At 69.6% G+C, this 23,487-nt stretch carries 19 protein-coding genes and 1 pseudogene; 10 read left to right on the top strand and 10 right to left on the bottom strand.

Going from position 1 to position 23,487, the window contains the following annotated elements; translation table 11 throughout:
- Positions 1-38 precede the first annotated feature (38 nt).
- Both LWW96_RS00345 and LWW96_RS00340 read left to right on the top strand, forming a co-directional pair.
- Positions 39-1,133: a DUF2855 family protein gene (locus tag LWW96_RS00345; RefSeq protein ID WP_291483568.1), complete on the top strand. Its 1,095-nt coding sequence runs from the start codon at positions 39-41 to the stop codon at positions 1,131-1,133.
- 44 nt (positions 1,134-1,177) lie between these two features.
- A complete protein-coding gene (locus LWW96_RS00340) occupies positions 1,178-2,275 on the top strand; it encodes a serine/threonine protein kinase (RefSeq protein ID WP_291483566.1) in 1,098 nt (365 codons plus the stop codon).
- Between the two features lie 27 nt (positions 2,276-2,302).
- On the opposite strand, the gene LWW96_RS00335 is transcribed toward LWW96_RS00340, so the two are convergent.
- The gene (locus tag LWW96_RS00335) at positions 2,303-3,430 is read right to left on the bottom strand and encodes an IPTL-CTERM sorting domain-containing protein (protein ID WP_291483565.1); all 1,128 of its coding nucleotides are present in this window, start codon (positions 3,428-3,430) and stop codon (positions 2,303-2,305) included.
- A gap of 204 nt (positions 3,431-3,634) precedes the next feature.
- On the opposite strand from LWW96_RS00335, the pseudogene LWW96_RS00330 reads away from it, so the two are divergent.
- The 4 genes and pseudogenes from LWW96_RS00330 to LWW96_RS00315 all read left to right on the top strand — a co-directional run.
- Positions 3,635-3,936 (top strand): annotated as a pseudogene (locus tag LWW96_RS00330) (hypothetical protein); the annotation flags it as partial.
- A gap of 175 nt (positions 3,937-4,111) precedes the next feature.
- Positions 4,112-4,810, top strand: a complete 699-nt coding sequence (locus LWW96_RS00325) for a response regulator transcription factor (protein WP_291483564.1) — start codon at positions 4,112-4,114, stop codon at positions 4,808-4,810.
- Between the two features lie 195 nt (positions 4,811-5,005).
- Entirely contained in the window at positions 5,006-5,812 is an 807-nt protein-coding gene (locus tag LWW96_RS00320; protein ID WP_291483563.1) for a hypothetical protein, read from the top strand.
- 77 nt (positions 5,813-5,889) lie between these two features.
- A complete protein-coding gene (locus LWW96_RS00315) occupies positions 5,890-6,225 on the top strand; it encodes a hypothetical protein (RefSeq protein ID WP_291483562.1) in 336 nt (111 codons plus the stop codon).
- 109 nt (positions 6,226-6,334) lie between these two features.
- On the opposite strand, the gene htpG is transcribed toward LWW96_RS00315, so the two are convergent.
- A complete protein-coding gene (gene htpG / locus LWW96_RS00310; protein WP_291483560.1) occupies positions 6,335-8,314 on the bottom strand; it encodes a molecular chaperone HtpG in 1,980 nt (659 codons plus the stop codon).
- 227 nt (positions 8,315-8,541) lie between these two features.
- On the opposite strand from htpG, the gene aqpZ reads away from it, so the two are divergent.
- On the top strand, positions 8,542-9,237 hold the full coding sequence (gene aqpZ, locus LWW96_RS00305) for an aquaporin Z (protein WP_291483557.1): 696 nt from the start codon (positions 8,542-8,544) through the stop codon (positions 9,235-9,237).
- 72 nt (positions 9,238-9,309) lie between these two features.
- On the opposite strand, the gene LWW96_RS00300 is transcribed toward aqpZ, so the two are convergent.
- The 3 genes from LWW96_RS00300 to LWW96_RS00290 form a co-directional block, all read right to left on the bottom strand.
- Positions 9,310-10,245 carry an exopolyphosphatase gene (locus tag LWW96_RS00300; RefSeq protein WP_291483555.1) on the bottom strand — a complete coding sequence of 312 codons (936 nt, stop codon included), beginning with the start codon at positions 10,243-10,245 and terminating at the stop codon, positions 9,310-9,312.
- A 98-nt stretch (positions 10,246-10,343) separates the two neighbouring features.
- The gene (locus LWW96_RS00295) at positions 10,344-11,651 is read right to left on the bottom strand and encodes an alpha/beta hydrolase (protein WP_291483553.1); all 1,308 of its coding nucleotides are present in this window, start codon (positions 11,649-11,651) and stop codon (positions 10,344-10,346) included.
- A gap of 56 nt (positions 11,652-11,707) precedes the next feature.
- Entirely contained in the window at positions 11,708-12,730 is a 1,023-nt protein-coding gene (locus LWW96_RS00290; protein WP_291483550.1) for a pseudouridine synthase, read from the bottom strand.
- A 481-nt stretch (positions 12,731-13,211) separates the two neighbouring features.
- On the opposite strand from LWW96_RS00290, the gene LWW96_RS00285 reads away from it, so the two are divergent.
- A complete protein-coding gene (locus tag LWW96_RS00285) occupies positions 13,212-14,927 on the top strand; it encodes a methyl-accepting chemotaxis protein (RefSeq protein WP_291483548.1) in 1,716 nt (571 codons plus the stop codon).
- A gap of 86 nt (positions 14,928-15,013) precedes the next feature.
- Here LWW96_RS00285 and LWW96_RS00280 read toward each other — a convergent pair whose 3' ends face one another.
- Positions 15,014-15,739, bottom strand: a complete 726-nt coding sequence (locus LWW96_RS00280) for a Crp/Fnr family transcriptional regulator (protein WP_291483546.1) — start codon at positions 15,737-15,739, stop codon at positions 15,014-15,016.
- A gap of 221 nt (positions 15,740-15,960) precedes the next feature.
- Here LWW96_RS00280 and LWW96_RS00275 point away from each other — a divergent pair, with 221 nt between their 5' ends.
- Complete coding sequence (locus tag LWW96_RS00275; RefSeq protein WP_291483544.1) at positions 15,961-17,163, top strand: ABC transporter substrate-binding protein; 1,203 nt, start codon at positions 15,961-15,963, stop codon at positions 17,161-17,163.
- 38 nt (positions 17,164-17,201) lie between these two features.
- Here the strand turns inward: LWW96_RS00275 and LWW96_RS00270 are convergent, their stop codons facing one another.
- Together LWW96_RS00270 and LWW96_RS00265 are read right to left on the bottom strand one after the other, a co-directional pair.
- Entirely contained in the window at positions 17,202-19,607 is a 2,406-nt protein-coding gene (locus LWW96_RS00270) for a glycosyl hydrolase family 18 protein (RefSeq protein WP_291483542.1), read from the bottom strand.
- A gap of 54 nt (positions 19,608-19,661) precedes the next feature.
- A complete protein-coding gene (locus LWW96_RS00265) occupies positions 19,662-20,363 on the bottom strand; it encodes a hypothetical protein (protein ID WP_291483540.1) in 702 nt (233 codons plus the stop codon).
- Between the two features lie 266 nt (positions 20,364-20,629).
- Here LWW96_RS00265 and LWW96_RS00260 point away from each other — a divergent pair, with 266 nt between their 5' ends.
- Positions 20,630-22,417 (top strand): ATP-binding protein, encoded by a 1,788-nt coding sequence (locus LWW96_RS00260; RefSeq protein ID WP_291483538.1) that lies wholly within the window; start codon positions 20,630-20,632, stop codon positions 22,415-22,417.
- Between the two features lie 12 nt (positions 22,418-22,429).
- Here the strand turns inward: LWW96_RS00260 and LWW96_RS00255 are convergent, their stop codons facing one another.
- Both LWW96_RS00255 and LWW96_RS00250 read right to left on the bottom strand, forming a co-directional pair.
- Positions 22,430-23,047 (bottom strand): response regulator transcription factor, encoded by a 618-nt coding sequence (locus LWW96_RS00255; protein ID WP_291483535.1) that lies wholly within the window; start codon positions 23,045-23,047, stop codon positions 22,430-22,432.
- A gap of 51 nt (positions 23,048-23,098) precedes the next feature.
- Positions 23,099-23,487, bottom strand: a 389-nt coding sequence (locus LWW96_RS00250; protein WP_291483533.1) for a general secretion pathway protein GspB, incomplete at its 5' end; no start/stop codon positions are given.

Below are 23,487 nucleotides of genomic sequence, written 5' to 3'. Positions count from 1 at the left end.
GCATTGAGCCGGTTCGCACTTTCGTTTAGCGTGCCGGCATGAGCACCACCACCCTCTTCGTGCGCCAGGACGATCTGGCCACCACCCGCTTGGTCACCGCCGACGAACCCGCCCTGGCGGACGGCGAGATCCGCGTGCGGGTCGATGGCTTTGCCCTCACCGCCAACAACATCACGTATGCCGCCCTGGGCGACATGCTCAACTACTGGCACTTCTACCCCACCGGAGAACCCGGCTGGGGCATCGTGCCAGTGTGGGGGTTTGGCACCGTCATGGCATCGCTGCACCCCGACGTGGAGCTGGGCGAGCGCCTGTACGGCTACTGGCCCATGGGCACGCAGGCGGTGCTGTTGCCGCAGCGCGCCAATGCCGCAGGCTTCAGCGACGGCGCGCCGCACCGCGCGGGCCTGCACGCGGTCTACAACCACTACCTGCGCACCACCACCGACCCGCTGTACCGCGCCGACAACGAAGATGTGCAGGCGCTGCTGCGGCCGCTGTTCATCACGTCGTGGCTCATCGACGACTTTCTGGAGGACCAGCAGTTCTTTGGCGCCAAGCGCATGCTGCTGTCCAGCGCGTCGAGCAAGACCGCCTACGGCACCGCGTTCCAGCTCGCGCAGCGGGACGGGATCGAGGTCGTGGGCCTCACCTCGCCCGGCAACGTGGCGTTCTGCGAGAGCCTGGGCTGCTACGACCGCGTCGTCACCTATGACGCGCTCGGCCAGCTCGACAGCACCACGCCCAGCGTGTACATCGACTTCGCGGGCAGCGTGGGCCTGCGCCAGCGCGTGCACGGGCACTTCAAGGGCCTGAACTACAGCTGCTCGGTGGGCGCCAGCCATGTGGGAGACCTGGGCGGCGCCGGCCAACTGCCCGGCCCACGGCCGGTGATGTTCTTTGCCCCCGCGCAGGTCAAGAAGCGCCACGCCGACTGGGGCGCGCAGGGCTTGAACGACCGGCTGGTGGCAGCCTGGACCCAGTTCAGCACCGCCGTGTCGGCCGGCCCCCGGCCCTGGCTGGTGGTGCAGCACCATGCAGGACCCGAGGCCACGCAGGCGCTGTTTGCCGCCGTGCTGGCGGGCGGCGGCGACCCGCGTTCCGGGCATATTGCGACGATGCTGCCCAGCTGACGCCACGCGGGCGGATTGCACGGGGCGGGCAGCGACAATGGAGCATGACCGCATCGCCCCCTAACGAAGAATTCGACGATAACGCCGCCCTCCCCGCCCACTCCGCTGGCGCCCACAGCGCGCCCGACCAACACCCCTACGCCCGCCTCACGCCCGACCAGGTGCTGGACGCGCTGGCCAGCGTGGGCCTGTACGGCGACGGCCGCCTCATGGCCCTGTCGTCCTACGAAAACCGGGTGTACCAGGCCACGCTGGAAGACGGCCAGCGCGTGGTGGCCAAGTTCTACCGGCCCGACCGCTGGAGCGAGGCGCAGATCCTGGAGGAGCACGCCTTTGCCGCCGAACTGATGGCCGCCGAAGTGCCCGCCGTGGGCCCGCGGGTGCTGGAAGGCCGCACGCTGCACCACCACGGCGGCTTTGCCTTTTCGGTGAGCCCCTGGCGCGGCGGGCGCCAGCCCGAGCTGGACGACTTCGAGGTGCTGGAGTGGATCGGCCGCTTTCTGGCACGCATCCACACCGTGGGCGCGGCGCAGCCCTTTGCGCACCGGCCGGCACTGGACTTGCAGACCTTCGGCACGGCCTCGCGCGACTGGCTGCTCGCCAACGAAATCATCCCACTGGACATGCAGGCCGCGTGGCAGACACAGTGCAATATTGCTCTTGAATTGATAGCTGCCACCGCCCAAACCACCGGCGCTGGCGCCTCTTTTTGCTTGAAGGACGCCACCCCCATCCGCCTGCACGGCGACTGCCACCCCGGCAACATCCTGTGGACACCGCTGGACGAATGGGGCCGCGGCGGCCCGCACTTCGTGGACCTGGACGACGCGCGCATGGGCCCCGCCGTGCAGGACCTGTGGATGCTGCTGTCGGGCGACCGGCGCCAGCGCACGCACCAGCTCAGCGCACTGCTCGACGGCTATGAGCAGTTCCGCAGCTTTGACCGCCGCGAGCTGGCGCTCATCGAGCCCCTGCGCACGCTGCGCCTCATCCACTACAGCGCCTGGCTGGCGCGCCGCTGGCAGGACCCGATCTTCCCCGCCAACTTTCCGTGGTTTGGCACCAGCGACTACTGGCGCGGGCAGGTGGACATGCTGGTCGAGCAGATCGAGGCCATGCAGGAGGCGCCGTTAAACGTGTGAACCTGACTGCAGCGGCCCCGGGGCTTTTCAGCGAGAAGGACGCCGTGCGACCTTTCGGGCTCCGAACAGCGCAAGCGCCCCGAAGAGGCCGAGCAAAGCCCATTCCGACAGGGTGGGCACCACCCGTGGAACCGCCCCGATGGCTGCCGCGGCCGTTGCACTGCACGGCGTGGGCGTATCTGCCGCACAGACGCCGCCCGTGCCGGGATTGAGGGTTGCGGTATTGCTCAGGCTTCCGGTGGTGGCTACGGTGCCACTCAAGGTAAACGTCAAAGAGCCCTGCCCGGGGAGATCAAAGGTGAACGGCGGGCCTGAAGTCACCGTCGGGCAGACTGCGCCCCCGCTGGCGGAACAGCCCCAGACCGGGTTCTTGAGACCGCTTGGCACCGGGTCGGCCAGTTGCACCCCAGTTGCCTGCTGCAGCCCCAGGCTTGTCACTTGCACGGAGTAGGTCGCCGTCGCACCAGGCGTGAACGAGGGTTGCGAGACGGCCTTCTGCACGCGGATGGGAGAGACACTGCAGATTGTGAAGGCGGCCGGCGGTTGGCTGTCCAGCACCAGGCCGGTGTTCCAGCCCAAGTCGTCCACCGGGAAAACGATCGTGTTGAGGCCGCTCTGCCAGGGCCCGGAAAGAACGAGTGGTGACGCAATGCTGGCGGTGGGTGTGCCGTTCACAAATGCCCCGTGGGCAACATCGTCAACCACATAGTTCATGGTGAACTGCACGGCGGATGGCGGCACCTCAGGGGCCAAATTGAACTGCGTTCGGTAGTAAGTGGTGACCGGGGTGGGATAGGGCCACGGGTAAGGCGAGTTTCTAGGATAGGTGTATCCGCCAGGCAGCGGGGACACCCAATCTGCCTGGCTCGGGTGCGCATAGGGCGGCGGCGCCGTGGGCACATAGGCAGGGGTCCAGACTGCACCGCCGGGAGGCGGAATGTTTGTCGCGTTGTTCTGCATCACCGACGTCACCCACCACTGCAGATCGGGCGAACCCGCAGCGATCATGGAACCGTCAGCGTTCACACCGGTGTTGAAGGACGACGGATTGGTTGTGCAGGAAACCGTGGGAATTTCCGGCACCTCCTGGGCAATGCTGTGGCTGCAAATCAGCGCGATCACGCTGGCAGCGAATGGGCGAAAAAGCGTGGGCATCGAGATGTAGACTGAGTAACGAAATGTCAATCATCGCCGCACACGGCCGCCACAGCCCCTGCTGCAAATGTCAACTATTGTCAATAGGCCCAAGCATTCTGGCGTGTATTCAGGGGTGTCTCCGCTAGGGGCGCAACCCCTGGCGGCACCAGGCTCGGGGAGCGTTCGCGATGAGAGCACGCAACTGGTGAATTGCAATTCCCGAGGCGCCAGCGCACGCACCAGCTCAGCGTGCTGCTCGACGGTGATGAGCAGTTCCGCCGCTTTGACCGCCGCGAGCTGGCGCTCATCGAGCCGCTGCGCACGCTGCGCCTCATCCACTACAGCGCCTGGCTGGCGCGCCGCTGGCAGACCCGATCTTCCCCGCCAACTTTCCGGGGTTTGGCACCAGCGACTCCTGGCGCGGGCAGGTGGACATGCTGGTCGAGCAGATCGAGGCCATGCCGGCTCGCCCCCTCGCACACTGCCCGCTCTCGATACGTCCAGATCCCTCCGGGCTTGCCTGAGGTCCGGGCCGTGCCCTCCTGGGGCCGCAGCTGCGTTGTTCTTTGGGCATCTTGTGCAAACGATTGTCAATGGGTTTGCACCAATGCGCGAACTCGCGGAACATCGGAATATGCCCCTTCGAAGGAAGAGGTTTCTTCGATTTATACCGGGATAGCACAGCCCGAAGACTCCACCATGCGCATCGCGGTATTTCACGACGATCCCGTCCTGCTTGAAAAGATCCGGGTTCACCTCCAGCCCGAACATTCCTGCCACTTTTACGTTCACGCCACGAACCTCCTCAAGGACTTCCGGCACGAGACCTTTGACTTGCTGATCGCGGGCTGGCATCTGCGCGACCGCGACGGCATCGAGGTCGTGCAACGCATCCGCGAGATGACGGGCCAGCATCTGCCCATCCTGGTGATCACCCGCCGCAACGACGAGCGCGACGTGGTCGAAGCCCTGAGCCGCGGCGCCGACGACTACATGGTCAAGCCCGTGCGCACCGGCGAACTGGCCGCACGCGTGTCGGCCCTGCTGCGCCGCTCGCACCCCCAGGCGCACAGCGAGCAGCTGGTGTTCGGCCCTTACCGCTTCGATGCCGAGCAGCGCAATCTCACGCTGCGGGACGAACTGATCTCCCTCAAGAACCGCGAGTACGACCTGGCCCTCTTCCTGTTCCGCAATGCGGGGCGGCTGCTGTCGCGCTCGCACCTGCGCGAAGCGGCCTGGGGCGAATTCAGCGACTCACCGTCGCGCTCGCTGGACACCCACGTCTCGCGCCTGCGCACCAAGCTGCACCTGAGCCCCGACAACGGCTACACCATCAACGCCTTCTACGGCATGGGGTACCGGCTGGACGTGATCGGGCCGATGAACCCCCGGGACTGAACGCCGCGGCGTTCCCGCGGGCCGGCGCGCTGCAGCGCGGCGCGGCCGGCGCGCGGCCCCGCGCCGCCCCCCGTGGTGGTGCCGACACGCCGGCCGTCAACAAATGTCAAAGGTGCGCGGGCAAGCCCTGGCGTCCATTGCCCCGCGTGAAACCGCAAGAGAAGATCGGTAAACCCCGTTGCAAGGGGTTTCACGATGCCTTCACGCCGCCCGCTTTTTCCCGCCGTTTCCACCGCTTTGCGGGCCACAGCCTTCACGGCGTTGGTACTTGCAAGCCTGGCGGCCACAGGGCAGACCGCGCCGGGCGGCCACGGCCACCCTGGCACCGTCGCCCGCGCCGACCTGGGCGCTGACCGGGCTTCGGCGCACAGCCCGGCAGCGAATGGGCCAGGCGCAGCTCCCACCGCAACCACCCCGGCGGGCGGCACCCCCGGCATGCCGGACGCCGGCCCGCAGGCGGCGGAGGTGCCCAGCGTCAGTGAAGCCTTCGCCCCCGCCGCGGTCGCGCCCGGCGAGCACAGCACCCTGACCATCACGCTGGCCAACCCCGATCTCGACACGCCCGTGCCGGGCGCCAACGTGGTCAACGAACTGCCCGCGCCGCTGCAGCTCATCCAGGCGGCGCACACCTGCGGCGGCGGTGCGCTGGCGGCCGCGGCGGGCAGCAGCCGCCTGCAGCTGTACAGCGCCACCATACCGCCCGGGGGCTGCACCATCACCGCCGAAGTCGCCTGGCCCAGGACGGCCGACGGCATCAAGGCCTGCGCGACGGCGTCGCTGGTCACCAATGCCATCGCCCCCGGGCCGGCGCCCGGGGGGAACCGGTTCTCCACCGCCGCCGGCCAGCTGGACGCCCCCGCCCTGGCCACACTGGGCTGCTTCCTGTCCCGCCGCACGGTGTCCCAGGTGCCCACGCTGGGCGACTGGGCCCGCACCGCGCTGGCGGGCATGATGGTGCTGCTGGGGGTGGTGCTGGCCAGCCGGCGCATGCCGCCGCGCTGAGCGCAAAGCCCCGGCCCGAGGGCGGTGCCAGCCGCCTGGCGCCATCTCCGCTATGCTGGCCGCTCTTTCATCATTCCGTGGCCTCGCGGTTCACCACGCCCATGAAGGACTGGATACGCAACGCGTTGTCGATCCGCCAGCAACGCCGGCCGGCGCCGGTGGGCTCCCGGCCCGCGCCGGGCGCCACGTTGGTGCGCGGCCCGGTCAAGATGCTCATCACGCACGAGGTCCCGCCCGAGCTGTGGGACTGGCTGGTGCTCTCGGGCTGGCGCAACCTGCCCGTGAAGCACGACCGGCGCAAGGGGCTGCGCGCGCCCGTGGGCGCCCTCAAGGAACTGATGGACGCAGACCCCCAGGAACGCAACCGCGCGCACAGCCGGATCCTGGAGCAGGCGCAGCCCGAAGAAGACTGAACGGCAGCCGCACCCACAAAAAACCCGGCAGTGCGGGACCGCCGGGTTCGCTATATTTTCAATAGCTTCCAGCGCTTACCACATCAGCGCCAGAAGCCATTTTCATGCGCTACACCAACAAGGCATTCACGCGCTTCACGTAGGCCGCCGGGTCGTCCGGCAAGCCGCCTTCGGCCAGCAGGGCCTGGTCGAACAGGATGTGCGCCAGATCGTGGAAGTGCACGCTGCCATCGAGCTTCTTGACCAACGGGTGCTCGGCGTTCACCTCCAGCACCGGCTTGGTGGACGGGGCCTGCTGGCCGGCCTGCTTGAGCAGGCGCGCGAGCTGGGTGCTCATGCCGTCGTCCTGCACCACCAGACAGGCGGGCGAGTCGACCAGGCGCGTGGTCACGCGCACGTCCTCGGCCTTGTCCTTGAGGGCTTCCTTGAGCTTGGCCAGCACGGGCTTGAAGGCTTCGGCAGCCTCTTCGGCCGCCTTTTTCTCGGCCTCGTCTTGCAGCTTGCCCAGGTCCACGGCGCCCTTGGCCACGCTTTGCAGCGGCGTGCTGTCAAACTCGTGCAGGTAGTTCAGCGCCCATTCGTCCACGCGGTCGGTCATGAGCAGCACCTCGATGCCCTTCTTCTTGAAGACTTCGAGCTGCGGGCTGTTCTTGGCGGCAGCCAGGGTTTCGGCGGTGATGTAGTAGATGGCCTCCTGGCCTTCCTTCATGCGGGCCTTGTAGTCGGCAAAGGACACGGTCACGGCGTCGCTGGTAGTGCTGGCAAAACGCAGCAGCTTGGCCAGGCGCTCGCGGTTGGCAAAGTCTTCGCCCAGGCCTTCCTTCAGCACGGCGCCAAACTCGCTGTAAAACGCGGTGTACTTGCCTTCCTTGGCCTTGTCCTCCTCGCTCACCACGTCGGTCACGCCATCGGCGCCTTCACCGGCCGTGTGCTTGTCGTGCTTGGCCAGGTCTTCCAGCATGCTCAGCACGCGCTTGGTCGAGCCTTCGCGGATGGAGCGCACGTCGCGGCTTTCCTGCAGCAGCTCGCGGCTCACGTTCAGCGGCAGGTCGGCCGAGTCGATCACGCCCTTGACGAAGCGCAGGTAGGTGGGCATCAGCGCCTCGGCATCGTCCATGATGAAGACGCGCTTCACGTACAGCTTCACGCCCGCCTTCTTGTCGCGGTTCCACAGGTCGAACGGGGCCTTGGACGGGATGTACAGCAGCTGCGTGTACTCGGTGTTGCCTTCCACGCGGTTGTGCGCCCAGGTGAGGGGCGCCTCGTGGTCGTGGCTGATGGTCTTGTAGAACTCGGCGTACTGCTCGTCGGTGATGTCCTTCTTGGGCCGCGTCCACAGGGCGCTGGCCTTGTTCACCGTCTCCCACTCGCCGGTCTTGACCATGCCGCCGGGCTGGCGGCCGCCGTTCTCGTCATTGGGGTTGATGAGCTCGCCGTCTTTCCACTCTTCCTTTTCCATCAGGATGGGCAGGCTGATGTGGTCCGAATACTTGGCGATGACGGACTTGAGCTTCCAGGCGTTCAGGAACTCCTCGGCATCCTCGCGCAGGTGCAGGATGATGCTGGTGCCGCGCGCGGGCCGGGTGATGGTTTCCACTTCGAAGTCGCCCGTGCCGCTGCTCACCCAGCGCACGCCCTCCTCGGCCTTCAGGCCGGCGCGGCGCGACTCCACCGTGATCTTGTCCGCCACGATGAAGCCCGAGTAGAAGCCCACGCCAAACTGGCCGATCAGCTGCGCGTCCTGCTTCTGGTCGCCCGAGAGCTTGCCCATGAAGTCCTTGGTGCCGCTCTTGGCGATGGTGCCCAGGTGGTCGATGGCCTCCTGCTGGCTCATGCCGATGCCGTTGTCGGTGATGGTGAGCGTGCGGGCGGCTGGGTCGAAGCTCACGCGCACTTCCAGGTTGGGCGCATCTTCGTAGAGGGCGTTGTTGTTCAGCGCCTCGAAGCGCAGCTTGTCGCAGGCGTCGGAGGCGTTGGAGATCAGCTCGCGCAGGAAGATTTCCTGGTTGGAATACAGCGAGTGGGTGACCAGGTGCAGCAGCTGGGCCACTTCGGCCTGGAAAGACAGGGTCTGTTTGTTCTGGCTCATGGTGTCTTGAATGGGCTTGGGAATGGCGAAACCGTTCGCGCGTGCTAATTCGGGGCGCACCGCGCCATTTCAAGGGCGGGGGCGCCGCGCGTGCCTAAACATTGTTGACGCTCTGGCAACAAAGCCGCCCGTCCGGAGCGCATTCAGCCCCCTACCATCCCGGGCGTCCGGGCGCAACGCCGCCCGTGTTCCCTTTTCTTTTGATTTCCCTGCGTAGGAGCCCCACCGTGCCCACTTCCCTTCAAAAATGGTCTGCCGAATTTCTTGGCACCTTCTGGCTCACCCTGGGCGGCTGCGGCAGCGCCGTGCTGGCGGCCGCCTTCCCGCAACTGGGCATCGGCTTCCTGGGCGTTTCCCTGGCCTTCGGCCTCACCGTGCTGACGGGTGCCTATGCGCTGGGGCCGATCTCGGGCGGCCACTTCAACCCCGCCGTCTCTGCGGGCCTGGTGCTGGCCGGCCGCTTCAAGCTCTCCGAGCTGCCCGGCTACGTGGTGTCCCAGGTGGCAGGCGCCATCGCTGCGGCGGCCGTGCTGTACCTGATTGCCACCGGCAAGCCCGAGGCCGCGCTGGGCGGCTTTGCCACCAACGGCTATGGCGCCCATTCCCCGGGCGGCTACGGCCTGCTGTCGGCGGCGGTGACGGAGCTGGTGCTCACGGCCGTGTTCCTGATCGTCATCCTGGGCTCGACAGCCAAGCGCGCGAACAACGGCATGGGTGGCCTGGCGATCGGCCTGTGCCTCACGCTGATCCACCTCGTGTCCATCCCCGTGACCAACACCTCGGTCAATCCGGCGCGCAGCACCGGCCCGGCGCTGTTCGGCCCGTCGTACGCGCTGTCGGAACTGTGGATCTTCTGGCTCGCCCCCATCGTCGGCGCCCTGCTGGGCGCGGCCATCTACCGCTTGCTCCTGAGCGATGAGTGACAGGCCGCAGGCCCTCCACGCGCGGGCCTGCGAACGTGTTGACGATCTCTCGGGGAGATCGTCAACACGGCCTTAGCCGCCGGCAGTGATGCGCTGCACCAGCGTCTGCAGGATGCCGTCGGCCTTGTCGTTGGCCACCTGGCACGTGCCGGCTGCGGCGTGCCCGCCACCCCCGAACTCCAGCATCAGGTTGCCGATGTGCACCGGGTTGCCGCGGTCCAGGATGGACTTGCCGGTGGCGAACACGGTGTTCTGCTTCTGCAGGCCCCACAGCACGTGGATGGAGATGTCGCAGTCGGGGAACAGCGCGTAGATCATGAACCGGTTGGTGGCCCAGATGGTCTCCTCCTCGCGCAGGTCCAGCACCACCAGCTTGCCGATGCGGATGCCGCAGCGCAGCAGCTGCTCCCGGGCCTTGGGGGCGTGCTCGCGGTACAGCTGCACGCGCTCCTGCACGTCGGGCAGCGCCAGGATCTCATCGATGGTGTGGTCGCGGCAGTATTGGATGAGGTCCATCATCAGCGCGTAGTTGCTGATGCGAAAGTCGCGAAATCGCCCCAGGCCCGTGCGTGAATCCATCATGTAGTTCAGCAGCACCCAGCCCTGGGGGTTGAGGATGTCCTCGCGCGAATACTGCGCCGAGTCGGCCTGGTCCACCGCCGCCATCATCTCGTCGGTGATGCGCGGAAACGCAGCCTTGCCGCCATAGTGGTTGTAGACCACGCGCGCGGCCGACGGGGCATGCGCCTCGATGATGTGGTTGGTGTCGCGCCGGCCCGAGTTGCGCACGGTCTCCGACTCGTGGTGGTCAAACACCAGGTGGGCACCGGGCACATAGGGCAGGTTGGTGGTGATGTCGCGGCTGGTGATGGCCACCTTGCCGTCCTGCATGTCCTTCGGATGCACGAACGTGATCTCGTCGATCAGGTCCAGCTCGTTGAGCAGCACGGCACAGACCAGTCCGTCGAAATCGCTGCGGGTCACCAGACGGTATTTCGCTTCGCTCACGCGTTTCTCCTTGTTACATTCGCCGGGCCCCATGGTAGCGGCGCGGTCGCGGGCGGCAAGCCCGCTGGGATCAAAAAAACGTCCTTTCGGGCGGAAGCTCAGACTCCGCCTGCCAGCCAGCGCTCAATCTGGCGGGCCACACGCACGTCACCCAGCAGATCCAGATGCCCCATCCGGAAGAACACCGCCTGACGGTCCTTTGAAAATGCGAGCGTGCGTGCCGGATCGTCGTGCACACCCAAGGCGCTGCGCAACGGCACCAGTCCGTCACCCACCAGCCGCTCTGCCATCGGGCTGCGCTGCGCGGCCAGCGTGGCGGCGACGGCGCAGGCGGCCACACCGGGCGGCAGCGCCACCGGGGTGCGCAGGTCCGGTCCGGGGTCAAAACGGTCGCGCCCCTGCCCGTCGGACGCGAGCACATGGCCATAGCGCAGGTCGGTGATGCCCGCACTGCGCAACCGCGCCAGGCGCGCAAAAGGCCGCGAATACACAGAGCGGCCCAGCAACGCATGCACCCAGTGCCCGGCGCGCTCCAGCGGAGCGCCGTGGTGCGGGGTTCCCAAGAAGACCAGATGCCGCAGCAGCGGCAGCCAAGCCGCCGGTGGGGCGGCAAGCCCGCCCGCCTGCGCACAGGCGCTGCGCGACACCAGTCCCCCCATGCTGTGCGCCAGCAGCGCCAGCTCTGTCACGGGCACGGGCCAGCCCGCCACCAGCGCGTGCAGCTGTGCGCTGAGCTGGGCGCCGTTGTCGAAGACGTGCAGGCCGGAGTTGTAGCGCAGGTACACAGGGGTATAGCCCAGGGCCTGGGCCAGGTGGGCACCATGGTCGTGGCCGCCGTGCAGCCACTGCAGGTCGTTCATGCACAGGCCATGCACCAGCACCAGCAGCTTGCCGGTCGCTGCTCCGCTGGCGGCCAGCGCGGGCAAGTCCAGCGGCAGCCCGTGCTGGAACAGGCCCATGTGCGTGCACAAGGGGTTGCCATCGCGCTGCAGCCGGTCGCCCAGGACGCCGTTGAGGGCTGCCAGCACGGCCTCACGCTCCCAATGCACGACTGCAGAGGCCTGCGCGGGCTCGAAAAACGGTTCCAGCCGTGCCAGGCCCGCCTGCAGCCCTCCATCGACCAGACGCGTCACCCCCCGAATGCTCCGGTACACCAGCCCGGTCAGACCCCGGGCCTGGCCGGGCTGCGCACCGCCGGGCAGGCCCACCGTGCCCAGCACCGCCTGGTGCACCCCCTCGGCCACGCGGCTGACGCGGGTCGTGGCCTGCGCGGCCAGCCGCGCCACGCCCCGCAAGTCCGACGCACGCAGCTGCCGCAGCGCCCCCGCCGCGGAGGCCGGCGCCTGCGGCTTGGCCACAGCCCGGGACGGAGGAGCCGCGCTTTTGCGCCGCGAGGAAGAGGTCATGGCACGGGGCTCCTGAATCCGGAAGAGGGAGGCCGGCCGGGGAAGGCGCCCAGCGCTCAGAACCGCTCGTGGGGCGCCAGGTAGCGCCACTGCCCCACCGGCAGGTTGCCCAGCGTCACGCGGCCGATGCGGATGCGCTTGAGCCCCACCACCTTCAGCCCCACCAGTTCGCACATGCGGCGGATCTGGCGCTTCTTGCCCTCGGTGAGGACGAAGCGCAGCTGCTCGGGGTTCTGCCACTCGACCCGGGCGGGCTTGAGCGGCTGCCCGTCCAGCGACAGGCCATGGCACAGGCGCGCCAGCTGTGCAGGCGGGAACGCGGCCTGCACGTTGGTGGCCACCTCGCCGTACTGCACGCGGACCAGGTACTCCTTGTCCACCGAGGAATCCTCGCCGATCAGCTGGCGGGCCACGCGGCCGTCCTGCGTCAGCACCAGCAGCCCCACGGAGTCGATGTCCAGCCGCCCCGCGGGCGCCAGGCCGCGCAGTTGCGGTGGCGAGAACCGCTGGCGGCTGGGATCGCCCGGCCAGTGCGTGCGCGGGTTGATGAGCGCCACGGCCGGGGTATGCCCGTCCTCCGCCTGCCCGCTCACATAGCCCACGGGCTTGTGCAACAGGATGGTCACGCGCTGCTGCTGCAACCCCTGCGCGGCCTTGTCCACCTCGATGCGGTCGCCGGGCCGCACCTGCATGCCCATCTCGGCCACTTGGCCGTTGACGCGGACCCACCCCTGGGCGATCCAGTCGTCGGCCTCGCGGCGCGAGCACAACCCCAGCTCGGCCATGCGCTTGTTCAGCCGCGAACCCTCGGCGCTGCTGCCGCCGGCGGCCGTTGCGGCCGCTGCAGCCTTCACGGGGGCGCCGCGCACCGGTCCGCCGCTGGCGGCGGACGGCGCGGGGCGGGGGCGCGCGGGCGCCGGCCCCTTGCGGGGCGCAGGCGGCACCGGCGCGGCGCTACGGCCCGCCGCAGGGGCAGGCTGGGGGGCCAGCACTGGGCGGCGCAGGATGGGGCGGCCGGCAGAGGCCGGGGCCGACGGCGCCGCAGGCGCGCCGGGCGGGCGGGAGGAAGACGAGGACATTGCCGGTATTTTCGCCTGGGTCCCTGCGGCCGGCGACAGAGCGCCGGAGGATCATGGCGCGCCCCGCGAACGGCGCACCGCAGTGCCGGGCGCAAAAGGGCTTTAAGGGTTCCCTCTAGACCCCTCTGGATGTAACTGATTTATACAAGAAGCAATCTTTTCCCCGCAGGTACATCGCGCCCCACTGCCGCCGCTTTGCTTCGTAAATAAGAGCACTCTGCGCTGAGCCCATGCGTTCCTTGAAGAAATCTTCGAAACGCAGCATCGGAGGGCGCCACGCCCCTGCATCACACCTTGTCGCCCAGCAGGTCGCAAACATGTAACAAGAACGCCATGCAAATCGCGCATTGTCCGATCCCAAAGGCACATCACGCGCCCTGCGGTTTGTGCCTACACTGCCCCGCACCGGGACGGGCCGCGGGCATCGATGTTGCTTGACCTCTCTATCCGCCCAACGTCTTCGTGACCGATGAGGAACCCCATGCAGCCCGCCAGAACTTTCAAATCCCTGTCCATCTCCAGCCGGCTGGGCCTGGGCTTTGGCTGCCTGCTGGCGCTGCTGGTGGCCGTGGCCGCCGTGGGCCAGCTCTCGGTGGGCAAGTTGCACAGCCAGATGCAGCAGATCACCGGGGCCGGGGCCGCCAAGGCCAAGCTGGTCAACGGCATGCTGGAGAACGTGAGCGCCATCGGCATCCAGGCGCGCTCGGCGGCCATGCTCAATGACATCGACCCCAAGCAGGCGCACGAGCAGATCAGCGCCGTGACCAAGACGCTGCAGGACTACGCCCGCCAGGAAGCGGCGCTGGCCGACCTGCTGCCACCGGCCTCGGCCACGCCTGCGGAAACGCAGCTGCTGGGCGAGATTCGCGCGCTGCGGGACAAGACGCGCCCGGAGCTGGAGGGCGCCATCAAGACGGCGGACGACGGCGACACCGTGAGCGCCACGCTGGCGCTGATGACGCGGGTGGCCCCGGCGGAAGCCCAGTGGCGCGCCAAGCTGCGCGAACTCATCGACCTGCAGAACACCCTCAATGCCGAGGCCACGGCCTCCGCCGAGCAAACCCAGCTGCGCGCCCGCACGGTGGCGGCGGTGCTGGTGGCGCTGGCCATCGGGCTGGGCGCGCTCATCGCCTGGCGCATCACTGCCAGCATCACGGCGCCCCTGGGCCGCGCGGTGGTGGTGGCCGAGCGCATCGCGCGCGGCGACCTGACCTCGCAGGTCGAGGTGCGCATCCACGACGAGACCGGGCGGCTGCTGGAGGCCATTGCTGCCATGCAGGCGCGGCTGCGCGCCCTGGTGGGCGACATCGGGCAGGCCGCCGACTCGATCCTGGTGGCCAGTTCCGAGGTGGCATCCGGCAATCTGGACCTGAGCCAGCGCACCGAGCAGACCTCGCACAACCTGCAGGGCGCGGCTTCGGCCCTGGGGGACCTGACGGGCACCGTGGCCCACAGCGCGGACTCGGCGCGCCAAGCTAACCAGCTGGCCGCCGCCGCATCGGACACCGCCACGCGCGGCGGCGCGGTGGTGTCGCAGGTGGTGCAGACCATGGACACCATCAGCGCCAGCTCCCGCAAGATCGCCGACATCATCAGCGTGATCGACGGCATCGCGTTCCAGACCAACATCCTGGCCCTCAACGCCGCCGTCGAGGCAGCGCGCGCCGGCGAGCAGGGGCGGGGCTTTGCCGTGGTGGCGGGCGAGGTGCGCAGCCTGGCGGGCCGCTCGGCCACGGCCGCGCGCGAGATCAAAGCACTGATCAGCACCAGCGTCGACCAGGTGCAGGAAGGCAGCAGCCTGGTCCACCATGCCGGGCAGACCATAGAAGACCTGGTGGTGTCGGTGCGCCGCGTCTCGGACATCATGGGTGAGATCACCGCCGCCACGCAGGAGCAGAGCCAGCGCATCGGCCACGTCAGCCAGTCAGTGGGGCAGCTGGAAGAAATGACGCAGCAGAACGCGGCGCTGGTGGAAGAAGGCGCCGCCGCCGCGGACAGCCTCAAGGACCAGGCCGCCCGGCTCACGCAGATGGTGGGGGCGTTCCGCCTCTCGCGCGACGATGGCGGCGACGAAGACAGCTGGGGCACGGCCAGCCCCGCCGCATCGCCCAGGGCTGTGCCGGCGCCTGTGCGCACGGCAGCCCCGCGCCCCCTGGCGGCGGCCACCTCCCGCGCGCCTGCACTGCCGCGCAGGTAGGGCCTCCTGTACACACTATTTCTGCCAGGGCGAAGACCGCCCCGCAGCGAGAGCATCGTCCCCCCGAAGGGAAGGCGCGCAGCGTCTCAGGAGGGCGTCACGCTCGACCGCAGGGCAGCCAGGTCCAGCACGCGCAGGCCGCCGTACTCCACGCGGATCGCGCCCTGCGCCTCCAGCGCGGCCAGCGCCTCGTTCACCCGCTGGCGCGACAGGCCCACCAGGTAGGCCAGTTCCTGCTGCGTGATGCGCAGCACCTCGCCCACGCCGGGGTACAGCACCGGGTTGAACAGCGACGCCAGGCTGCGCGCCACACGCACGTCGGGGTTGTTCAGGCGGTCGATCTCGCGGGCGGCGATGAACTGCCCCAGCCGTTCGTTGAGCTGGTTCATCACGAAACGGTTGAAGCCGATGGAGTGGTCCAGCAGCCAGTGGAAGCTGTCCACCGGCAGGCCGGCCACCACGCTCCTGCGCAGCGCCTGGATGTTGTAGCGGTAGGGCTCGCGCTTGAGGGCCGTCCCTTCCCCGAACCAGCCGCCCGGCGGCAGGCCGGCGTAGGTCATGGTCTGCCCCTGCGCGTTGTCGCTGCTCATCTTGAGCAGGCCCTCGACCACCCCGAACCAGTACGTCACCGGGCGCCCCACGCGGCACACGTAGTCGCCCGCATTGGCGTCGCCCACCAGCAGCGAAGCCACGGCGCGTTCCCGCTCGGCGGGCTGCAGCAGCCCCAGCCACGGGATGCCGTCCAGCTCGGCGGCGGTGGGCGAGCGGCGGCGCTGGTGCAGCGACAGGTCGTGGTGCGTTCGGTGGTCCATGGGCGGAGAGGGGAGCGGGCCGAGTATCTCGCAGGAGGCCCCCGGCAGACTGCAGGAAACCGCTCGGCCCCGCTCGCGCACGGTGCGCCGGGTGCCGGCCTCCGGGAATACCACGATTCAGATTGTCGTCAGACCGACAAAAAAATGCCAATTCTGACGGGATGATGGCGCCTCCCCGGGGCCGCTCGCGGCTGCCCGGGATTTCTAGAGGAGACCCCGTGATGTCCATCCCGCAACGGCCGGCCGCCGCCCGGCCTGACCTGACTTTCGCCCTCCCCCCGGCGCATGCCACGCGGCGCCGCTGGCTGGCCGCGGCCGCAGCCGCCACCTGCGCGCCCTGGCTGGGCGCGGGCCGTGCCCACGCGCAAGAAGGCGCCGTGCGCATCGGCCAGTCCACCGCCCTCACCGGCCCGCTCGGCGACCTCGGCTCGGCCATGCACCAGGGTGCCAAGGCCGCCTTTGCCGCCCTCAACGCCCGGGGCGGCGTTCATGGCAAGGCCATCGAACTGGTCACCCTGGACGACGCCTACGAGGTGCCCAAGGCGCTCGCCAACGTGGACCAGTTCCTGGCCGACCGCGACCTGTTCGCGCTGTTCAACTGCATGGGCACGCCCATGATCGAGGCGATGCTGCCCAAGGTGATTGACAGCGGCATGCCGTTCGTGGCGCCCTTCACCGGGGCGCAGCTCAGCCGCGTGAAAGGCGCGCGCAACGTCTTCAACATCCGCGCGAGCTATGCCGACGAGGCCGAGAAGCTCGTGCAGCACCTCTCGACCATCGGCATCCAGCGCCTGGGCATCGTCTACCAGAACAATTCGTTCGGCAAAGAAGTGTTCCAGGCGGCCAAGCAGTCGATGGACCGGCTCAAGCTGCCCGAGGCCCTGACCGTGACGGTGGAGAACAACGCGGCAGACGCCGGCGCGGCCGCAGCCAAGCTGGCGGGGGGCCATCTGGAGGCGGTGGTGATCGGCCTGGCCGGCAAGCCCACCCTCGAGTTCGTCAAGGCATTCCGCGCACTCCAGCGCGGCGTGGCGCTGTATGCGCTGTCCGTCATGGGCACGCCCGCCACCGTCAAGGCCCTGGGGCCGGACGCCACGGGCATGGCCATCTCGCAGGTGGTTCCCCTGCCGTCGAACGTCGTCATGCCGGTGGTGCGCGATTTTCAGGCCGCGTGGAAGGCGGCCGGCGCGACGGCAGAACCGTCGCACCTGGCGCTGGAGGGCTACATCAACGCCCGCGTGTTTGCCGAGGCGCTGCAGCGCGCGGGCCGCAACCCCAGCCGCGCGGCCTTCCTGGATGCGCTGTGGGGTCTCAAGAAGTGGGACCTGGGCGGCTTCGAGATCCATGCCACCACCCCGGACCGCAATGCGTCGCGCTTCGTGGAGCTGACGCTGGTGGGCCGCGACGGCCGGTTTCTGCGGTAGCGCCGCCAGCGGCGCGCACGCCGCTGGCGGCCCCAGGCTCAAGGCACCTGGACCACCACGGGGCTGGACAGCGGCCCCTCGTTGCCCGAAGCATCCAGCATGCTGACCTGGTAGCTGTGGCTGCCGGACGGCGCCCCGGTGTCGGTGTAGGCGGGGCTGGTGGCGGTGGCGATCGCCACGCCGTCGCGGTACACCCGGTAGCCCGCGGCGGCCCCCGCGATGAAGGACTGCTTCACGGCCTGCATCTGCGGATTGGTGCCGGACTGCGGCAGGTAGCCGTAGTTCACCGTCCACACCAGCGTGCCGCCCAGCCCCTGCTCGCGCACCCATTTGCCTTTTTCGGCAATGGAGCGCTCGTCCTCGTAGCTCAGGTACGTGACCGGCACATCGGCTGCGCGCCACCATGGATGGCTGTAGGTGATGTAGCTTTGCTTGGCCACGTCATCCCAGTGGTAGGTGGCGCCGATCTGGCCGAAGGCGTTGTCCTCCACCAGCCGCTGGGTGTTGTTCATCCAGTCGCCGTTGTTCATCCAGCCCTGCATGCCGGCCGTGCTCTGGCGCGGGCCGGTCACCGGGTTGTTGAAATACGCGCCGTACAGGCCGATGCCGATGCCCAGCTTGGCCCGCGGGATGCCGGCGTCCAGGTAGGTCTGCACGGTGGAAGCCACGGAGGTCGGATGCTGCGGCCCTTCGCCAAACAGCGGCGAGTGGTGCCAGGACAGCCAGCCCCAGTCGCCCGTCATGCTGTAGGTCATGAGGTTGAAGCGGTCCACCACGGCCGCCACTTCGGCGTGCCACTGGGTCACGTCCTTGTGGTTCACGTTGACCCAGAAGCCGGGCCAGCTGATTTCCAGCGGCGTGGCCTGGTAGCGGGGGCGCTGCTGCGACGCCGCGCGCAGTTCGCGCAGCAGGGCCAGCGCCTGGGCGCGGCTTTGGTCGGTGTCCAGGCCCTCTTCCCAGTCGATGTCCACGCCGTCGTAGTTTTTCTGCTCGGCCTTGTCCAGAAGGTTCTTGATGAAGCGTGCGCGGGTCTGCGGATCGGCGGTGGCGGCGCGGAAACCCGGGCCGTCGCCTTCGCCGCCCACCATCATCACCGCCTTGGCGCCGCTGGCGTGGGCCTTGGCGATCAGCGGCTCCTCGACCTCGGTGTGCGCGCCGCCCGCGCCTTCCACCAGGTCGCCGGCCTGCCCGCCCAGCGGGCCGGTGCCGGGGGCGTACCGCCCGAAGACGAAGTGCGTCATGGTGGTCATATCCACCGCCTCCGGCGGGTACGTGTTCCAGTACCAGCCGGCGTAGTAGCCATAGACCCATTTGCCGCTCTGCGCCACGGGATTCCAGCCCACGCGCACGCCTTGGGAGGTGGCGCTGGCCGTCACGCCGCCCACCTGCGGCAGCGAGTTGGTGGCCTCCACCGTGAGGTTGACCGTGGCGCTGGCCGTCTGGCCGGCGCTGTTGGCACAGACCAGCGCATAGGCCGTGGTGGCCGATGGGCTCACCGGCTCGCTGCCCTGGGTGAGGCGCGCGCCGCTCCAGCCGCCCGACGCCGTGCACTCTGCCGCGTTGTCGGCCTGCCAGTTCAGGCTGGCGCTTTCGCCGCGGCGGATGCTGGCGGGCGTGGCGCTGAAGTGCGCAATGCTGGGCGCCCCCGGCGGCGTGCCGCGCACCACGACCACCGTGGACGCGCTGGTGCTGTCGCCCTGCGCGTTCTGGCACTCCAGGCTGTAGGTGGTGGTGGCGGCCGGCGTGACACTGACCGTGCCGCTGGCGGGGCGGCTGCCGCTCCACCCGCCCGAGGCCACGCACCCCACAGCGTCTTCGGTGGACCAGCCCAGCGTGCTGGCACCGCCCGCGTCGATGGTGCCCGGCTCCGCCAGGAACGACACGATGCGCGGCGCGGGCGCCGGTGCCGGCCCGGTGCCGTCCACCACCAGCTGCGCCAGCCCTTCGCCGCCGGCTTCGAAATACTCCATGCGCACGGTGTGCTCGCCTGCGGAAAGCGGCACGGACGCCGTGTCCATGGTGATGCCGTGCGGCGTCCAGTTGTCAATGACCGGCCGGCCGTCGACAAATACCCGCACGCCGTCGTCGGTGAAGGTGGTGAAGGTCGCACTGCCCCCGGGGAACGACAAGGTGGCCGACCAGCGTGCCGAGAAGCTGTCCACGGGCAGCTGCGGGTCCGGGCTGTCCGTCATCCAGTAGCGGTCGATGGGGCCGTTCTCACAGCGCGTGAGCACCGCCGGCCCGGACAGGGCCGTGTTGGGGAAATACTCGGCCAGCCACTGGCCGGGCGCGCAGGCCTGCGCCAGGGCGCTGCCGCTGGTCCATGCCAGCGCAGCCACGAGGGGCAGCGCCCAGGCGCGCAGCCCCGTGCGCCGGCGCCGTGGGGTAGGCCCCGCGGCGCCGCGGCTGTGGCCGAAGCCGCCGTGTGCGTGTGATGTGTGCATCAGAAAACCTCCCTGGAAAAAATGTTCATGTCTTTACCCCCTCAAAATTCCGCCTTACAACCGCCGGCCCTGCGGTCCCGCACGCCGGCGCAGCCGCAGCCCGCCCAGGCCGGCCAGCGCCAGGACCGCCATGCCCAGCGCGGGCCCGCTGGCGGTGGGCACGGCCGCCGGTGCCGCGGCCGCCACCGGGGTGTCGTCGCAAGGCCCCACGACCGCGCGGGGTGCGCTCCAGCGGGCCGGATCCATCAGCACGCCCCCGGCCGCGTCGCCAAAGCCGCGCGGCAGGCCGCCGGGGCCACCCCGGTCAAAGAACACGTGGTTGGTACCGTCGGCCTCCCACGCCACGGGCGGCACCAGCGCAACGCCGGTGGCGCTGAACTGGCCGGTGCGCAGGCCGTCGGACACGAGCGCGCTGGCCATCTGCGTGAGCGCGCCGCCCGCGTCGGTGGCGACATTGCCATCCAGCGTCTCCAGCGGGAACGCGCGCAGGCTGTGCCGAAAGACGGCCGTGCCGCCGCTGTCGAGCCGCCAGATGGCGCACTGCAGGTCGCCCGGGGTCCAGGTCTGGGTGCGGGCCGTGGTGCCGCCGTTGTCCATCACCAGGGTGAGGCTGTACGGGTCGCCATCGCGCACCTCGGGAATCGTCGACTCGAACACCGTGCCCGTGTACGTGGTGGCATAGGGCGCGGCGCCTGCCGCGGCAGCGGCGGTCGACAGAACGAAGGCGGTAAGGGCAGTGCGAAAAGGGCGGGTCATAGGTTTTGAATAAAAGTGGGCTCTAGCGCTTATCCATCAAGCGCTAGCAGCTATCAAATAAATAGCAATCAAACGACGCATCCGGCAATGCAGACGGACTTGGCGGCCTCCGCCACCCAGCTGCAGCCATTGTGGAAATCGCCCCGCCGCGGGTCCATTCGCCTGAAGGCCTACGACGTCAATGCCCCGGTCGTACGACCCGGGCCGCCGGCACAATGCAAGGCCCCGCAGACCCGATCACCGCACCGCGCACAGGAGGCAGGCCCATGGCCGCAGAGGGCACACCGCAGACGACAACGCCGGCGCAGGCGCAGGCGCAAGCCGCCATCGAGCAGGAGGCGATCCGCCGCATGCAGGCCGTGCTGGTGGGGGCGGTGCCGCTGATGCCCACGCTGCCGCTGGTCGCGGCCGGCGCGCTGTGGAACCGCTGCGGCGGCTGGCAGCTGGGCGCCTGGCTGCTGGCGGCGCTGCTGGCGCCCGGGCTGCGCTACCTGCTGGTGCGCCGCTACGCGGCCAGCGTGACGGACCACGCCAGCGCAGTGCGCTGGGCCAACGAGGTCACGGTGTCGGCCCTGCTGGACGGCGTGGCCTGGGGCGTGGCCGGGATGCTGTTCCTGGTGCACGACTCCCCGGCGCTGCAGATGCTGCTGATCACCATGGTGGTGGGCACCTCCACCGGCTCGATCTTCGTCACCTCGTTCTGGCCCCGGTCCGAATTCGCCTTTGCCGTGCCGTCCGTGGGGCTCACCGCCGTGGCACTGGCCCTGCAAGGCAGCGAGGGCGGCGTGGGCATGGGCGTGGGGCTGGTGTTCTTCCTGGGCATCCTCTACCGCATCATGGGCCAGGCGCACGGCATGACGATGGAGACCATCCGCCTGCAGTTCGAAAAGATTGCGCTGGCCGAAAGCCTGCAGCAGCAAAAGGAACTGGCCGAGCAGGCCAGCCTGGCCAAGACGCATTTCCTGGCGGCCGCGAGCCACGATTTGCGCCAGCCGCTGCACGCGCTGGGCCTGTTCGTCACCGCGCTGCAGCAGCGGGCCGGCGGGTCCGGGCTGGAGGCCCTGGCGGGCCGCATTGCGGGCAGCGTGGGTGCGCTGGAGGGCCTGCTCAACGCGCTGCTGGATGTCTCGCGGCTGGACGCGGGCGTGCTGCAGCCCCAGCGCGGCCCGGTGGCGCTGCACGGGCTGCTCGACCGGCTGGCGGCAGAGTTTGCGCCGTTGGCGCAGGCCAAGGGCCTGGCGTGGCGCTGCGAAGGACCGCCGACCGTGGTCGAGTCCGACCCCGTCCTGCTCGAGACCATGCTGCGCAACCTGCTGTCCAACGCCGTGCGCTACACGCACGCGGGCGAGGTCGCGCTGCTGTGGTACACGCAGGAAGGCACCACCGTGCTGCAGGTGCGCGACACCGGCGTGGGCATTGCGCCGGAACACCACCGCACGGTGTTCCGCGAATTCGTGCAGCTGCACAACCCCGAGCGCGACCGCAGCAAGGGCCTGGGCCTGGGCCTGGCCGTGGTGGAGCGCCTGGGCAAGCTGCTGGGCCATGCGCTCACCCTGCGTTCGGCCCCCGGCCGGGGCACCACCTTCACGCTGGCGCTGCCCGCACACGCCGCGATGCCGTCGGCCGCCGGCCCCTTGCCCTCCGAGGCGCTGCCCGAAGCGTCCGCCGACGTGGCGGGCGCACACATCCTGGTCATCGACGACGAAGCCGGCGTGCGCGACGCCATGGCCCTGCTGCTGGGCGACTGGGGCTACCAGGTGACGCTGGCCAGCTCCGCCAGCGAAGCCCTGGCCCGGCTCACCCACCCGCCGCACGCCATCGTGGCCGACTACCGCCTGCGCGACGAGCGCACCGGCGCCGAGGCCATCGCACAGGTGCGCGGCGCCTGGGGCAACGCCATCGCGGCGCTGATCGTCACGGGCGACACCGCGCCCGACCGGCTGCGCGAGGCCAGCGCCAGCGGGTACCCGGTGCTGCACAAGCCCGTGCCCGCCGCGCGCCTGCGGGCGTTCCTGCGCCAGGCCACCCGCCGTCCGGCGCCCGAGGCGGCCTGAACTCGGCCTGAACTACGCGGGCGGCAGCAGCCCCAGCCGCCGCGCCGCCAGCACGGCCTGCGCCCGGTTGGCCACCTCCAGGCTGCGGAAGATGGCACCGGTGTGCGCCTTCACCGTGGCCTCCGTCATGCCCAGCTGGCGCGCGATGAGCTTGTTGGCCAAGCCCTCGGACAGGCAGTGCAGCACCTCGACCTGCCGGGGCGTGAGCACCGCGGCCGGCGCGGCGCGTGGCGTTGACGACAGGAGCATGGGCGGCACGTAGACACCGCCCGCCAGCACCAGGCGCAGCGCGCCCAGCAGCACGTCGGGGCGCTCCCGCTTCGGAACGAACCCCATGGCGCCAGCGTCCAGCACGCGGCGCACGGCGTCGCCATCCTCGCAGGCCGACAGCACCACCACCGGCACCGTCGGCGCCAGGGCCAGCAGCCGCTCGATGCCGCCCTCGCGCTCGCGGCCCGGCATGTCCAGGTCTACCAGCGCAAGCGCGGCGTCCGGGTGCTGCGCGAACAGCGCGGCCGTCCCGGCATAGTCGCCAGCGCACAGCATCTCGGGCTGCGGCCCCAGCGACTGGAGCAGGAACTGCAGCCCCTCGCGGAACAGGACGTGGTCGTCCGCCAGCAGGATCTTCATCGCGCCCCCCGCCCCGCGCGATCCCCGGCGCGCTGCGCCGGCGCGGCGCCGCTACTGCGCGGGCACCGCATACCGGTACCCCCGAAACGCCCACACCGTCCGCCCGGGCTCGATCCGCTCCAGCACCAGCCCGGGCGCCGCAGGGTCGCCCTCATGCAGCACCTGGCCGTTGACGATGGCCATGCGGTAGGCCGGGTTGGTGGAATAGGTGGCGCCGGTGACCTTGAGCGTGGGCAGTTGCGTGCGCAGCGCCTCGGGCAGCTCGCCCTGGGTGAACACCGGGGCGCCCGCGGGGGCCTCCGGGGCGGCCCGGTTCGCAGCGGCGGCAGGTGCGGGCGCCGGGGCTGCCCCGCGCGGGCGAGTGGGCTCGGCGGCAGCGCTGCGCGATGGCGCGGGGGCGGGCGCTGCCGCAGGGGGCGTGGCCCGGTCGCGCTCGCGCG

It is taken from the genome of Acidovorax sp., assembly GCF_021287135.1.
Taxonomy (GTDB): Bacteria; Pseudomonadota; Gammaproteobacteria; order Burkholderiales; family Burkholderiaceae_C; genus Acidovorax.
Note: the sequence above shows the minus strand (reverse complement) of the source record. Positions and strands in the feature narration are given on the sequence as shown.

Excerpts from the sequence above, each read along its gene's own strand:
- LWW96_RS00345 (WP_291483568.1), top strand. The coding sequence starts at position 39 with ATGAGCACCACCACCCTCTTCGTGCGCCAGGACGATCTGGCCACCACC.
- LWW96_RS00270 (WP_291483542.1), bottom strand. The coding sequence starts at position 19,607 with ATGCACACATCACACGCACACGGCGGCTTCGGCCACAGCCGCGGCGCC.
- LWW96_RS00335 (WP_291483565.1), bottom strand. The coding sequence starts at position 3,430 with ATGCCCACGCTTTTTCGCCCATTCGCTGCCAGCGTGATCGCGCTGATT.
- LWW96_RS00255 (WP_291483535.1), bottom strand. The coding sequence starts at position 23,047 with ATGAAGATCCTGCTGGCGGACGACCACGTCCTGTTCCGCGAGGGGCTG.
- htpG (WP_291483560.1), bottom strand. The coding sequence starts at position 8,314 with ATGAGCCAGAACAAACAGACCCTGTCTTTCCAGGCCGAAGTGGCCCAG.
- LWW96_RS00280 (WP_291483546.1), bottom strand. The coding sequence starts at position 15,739 with ATGGACCACCGAACGCACCACGACCTGTCGCTGCACCAGCGCCGCCGC.
- LWW96_RS00325 (WP_291483564.1), top strand. The coding sequence starts at position 4,112 with ATGCGCATCGCGGTATTTCACGACGATCCCGTCCTGCTTGAAAAGATC.
- LWW96_RS00285 (WP_291483548.1), top strand. The coding sequence starts at position 13,212 with ATGCAGCCCGCCAGAACTTTCAAATCCCTGTCCATCTCCAGCCGGCTG.
- LWW96_RS00265 (WP_291483540.1), bottom strand. The coding sequence starts at position 20,363 with ATGACCCGCCCTTTTCGCACTGCCCTTACCGCCTTCGTTCTGTCGACC.
- LWW96_RS00275 (WP_291483544.1), top strand. The coding sequence starts at position 15,961 with ATGTCCATCCCGCAACGGCCGGCCGCCGCCCGGCCTGACCTGACTTTC.
- LWW96_RS00320 (WP_291483563.1), top strand. The coding sequence starts at position 5,006 with ATGCCTTCACGCCGCCCGCTTTTTCCCGCCGTTTCCACCGCTTTGCGG.
- LWW96_RS00260 (WP_291483538.1), top strand. The coding sequence starts at position 20,630 with ATGGCCGCAGAGGGCACACCGCAGACGACAACGCCGGCGCAGGCGCAG.
- LWW96_RS00290 (WP_291483550.1), bottom strand. The coding sequence starts at position 12,730 with ATGTCCTCGTCTTCCTCCCGCCCGCCCGGCGCGCCTGCGGCGCCGTCG.
- LWW96_RS00295 (WP_291483553.1), bottom strand. The coding sequence starts at position 11,651 with ATGACCTCTTCCTCGCGGCGCAAAAGCGCGGCTCCTCCGTCCCGGGCT.
- LWW96_RS00340 (WP_291483566.1), top strand. The coding sequence starts at position 1,178 with ATGACCGCATCGCCCCCTAACGAAGAATTCGACGATAACGCCGCCCTC.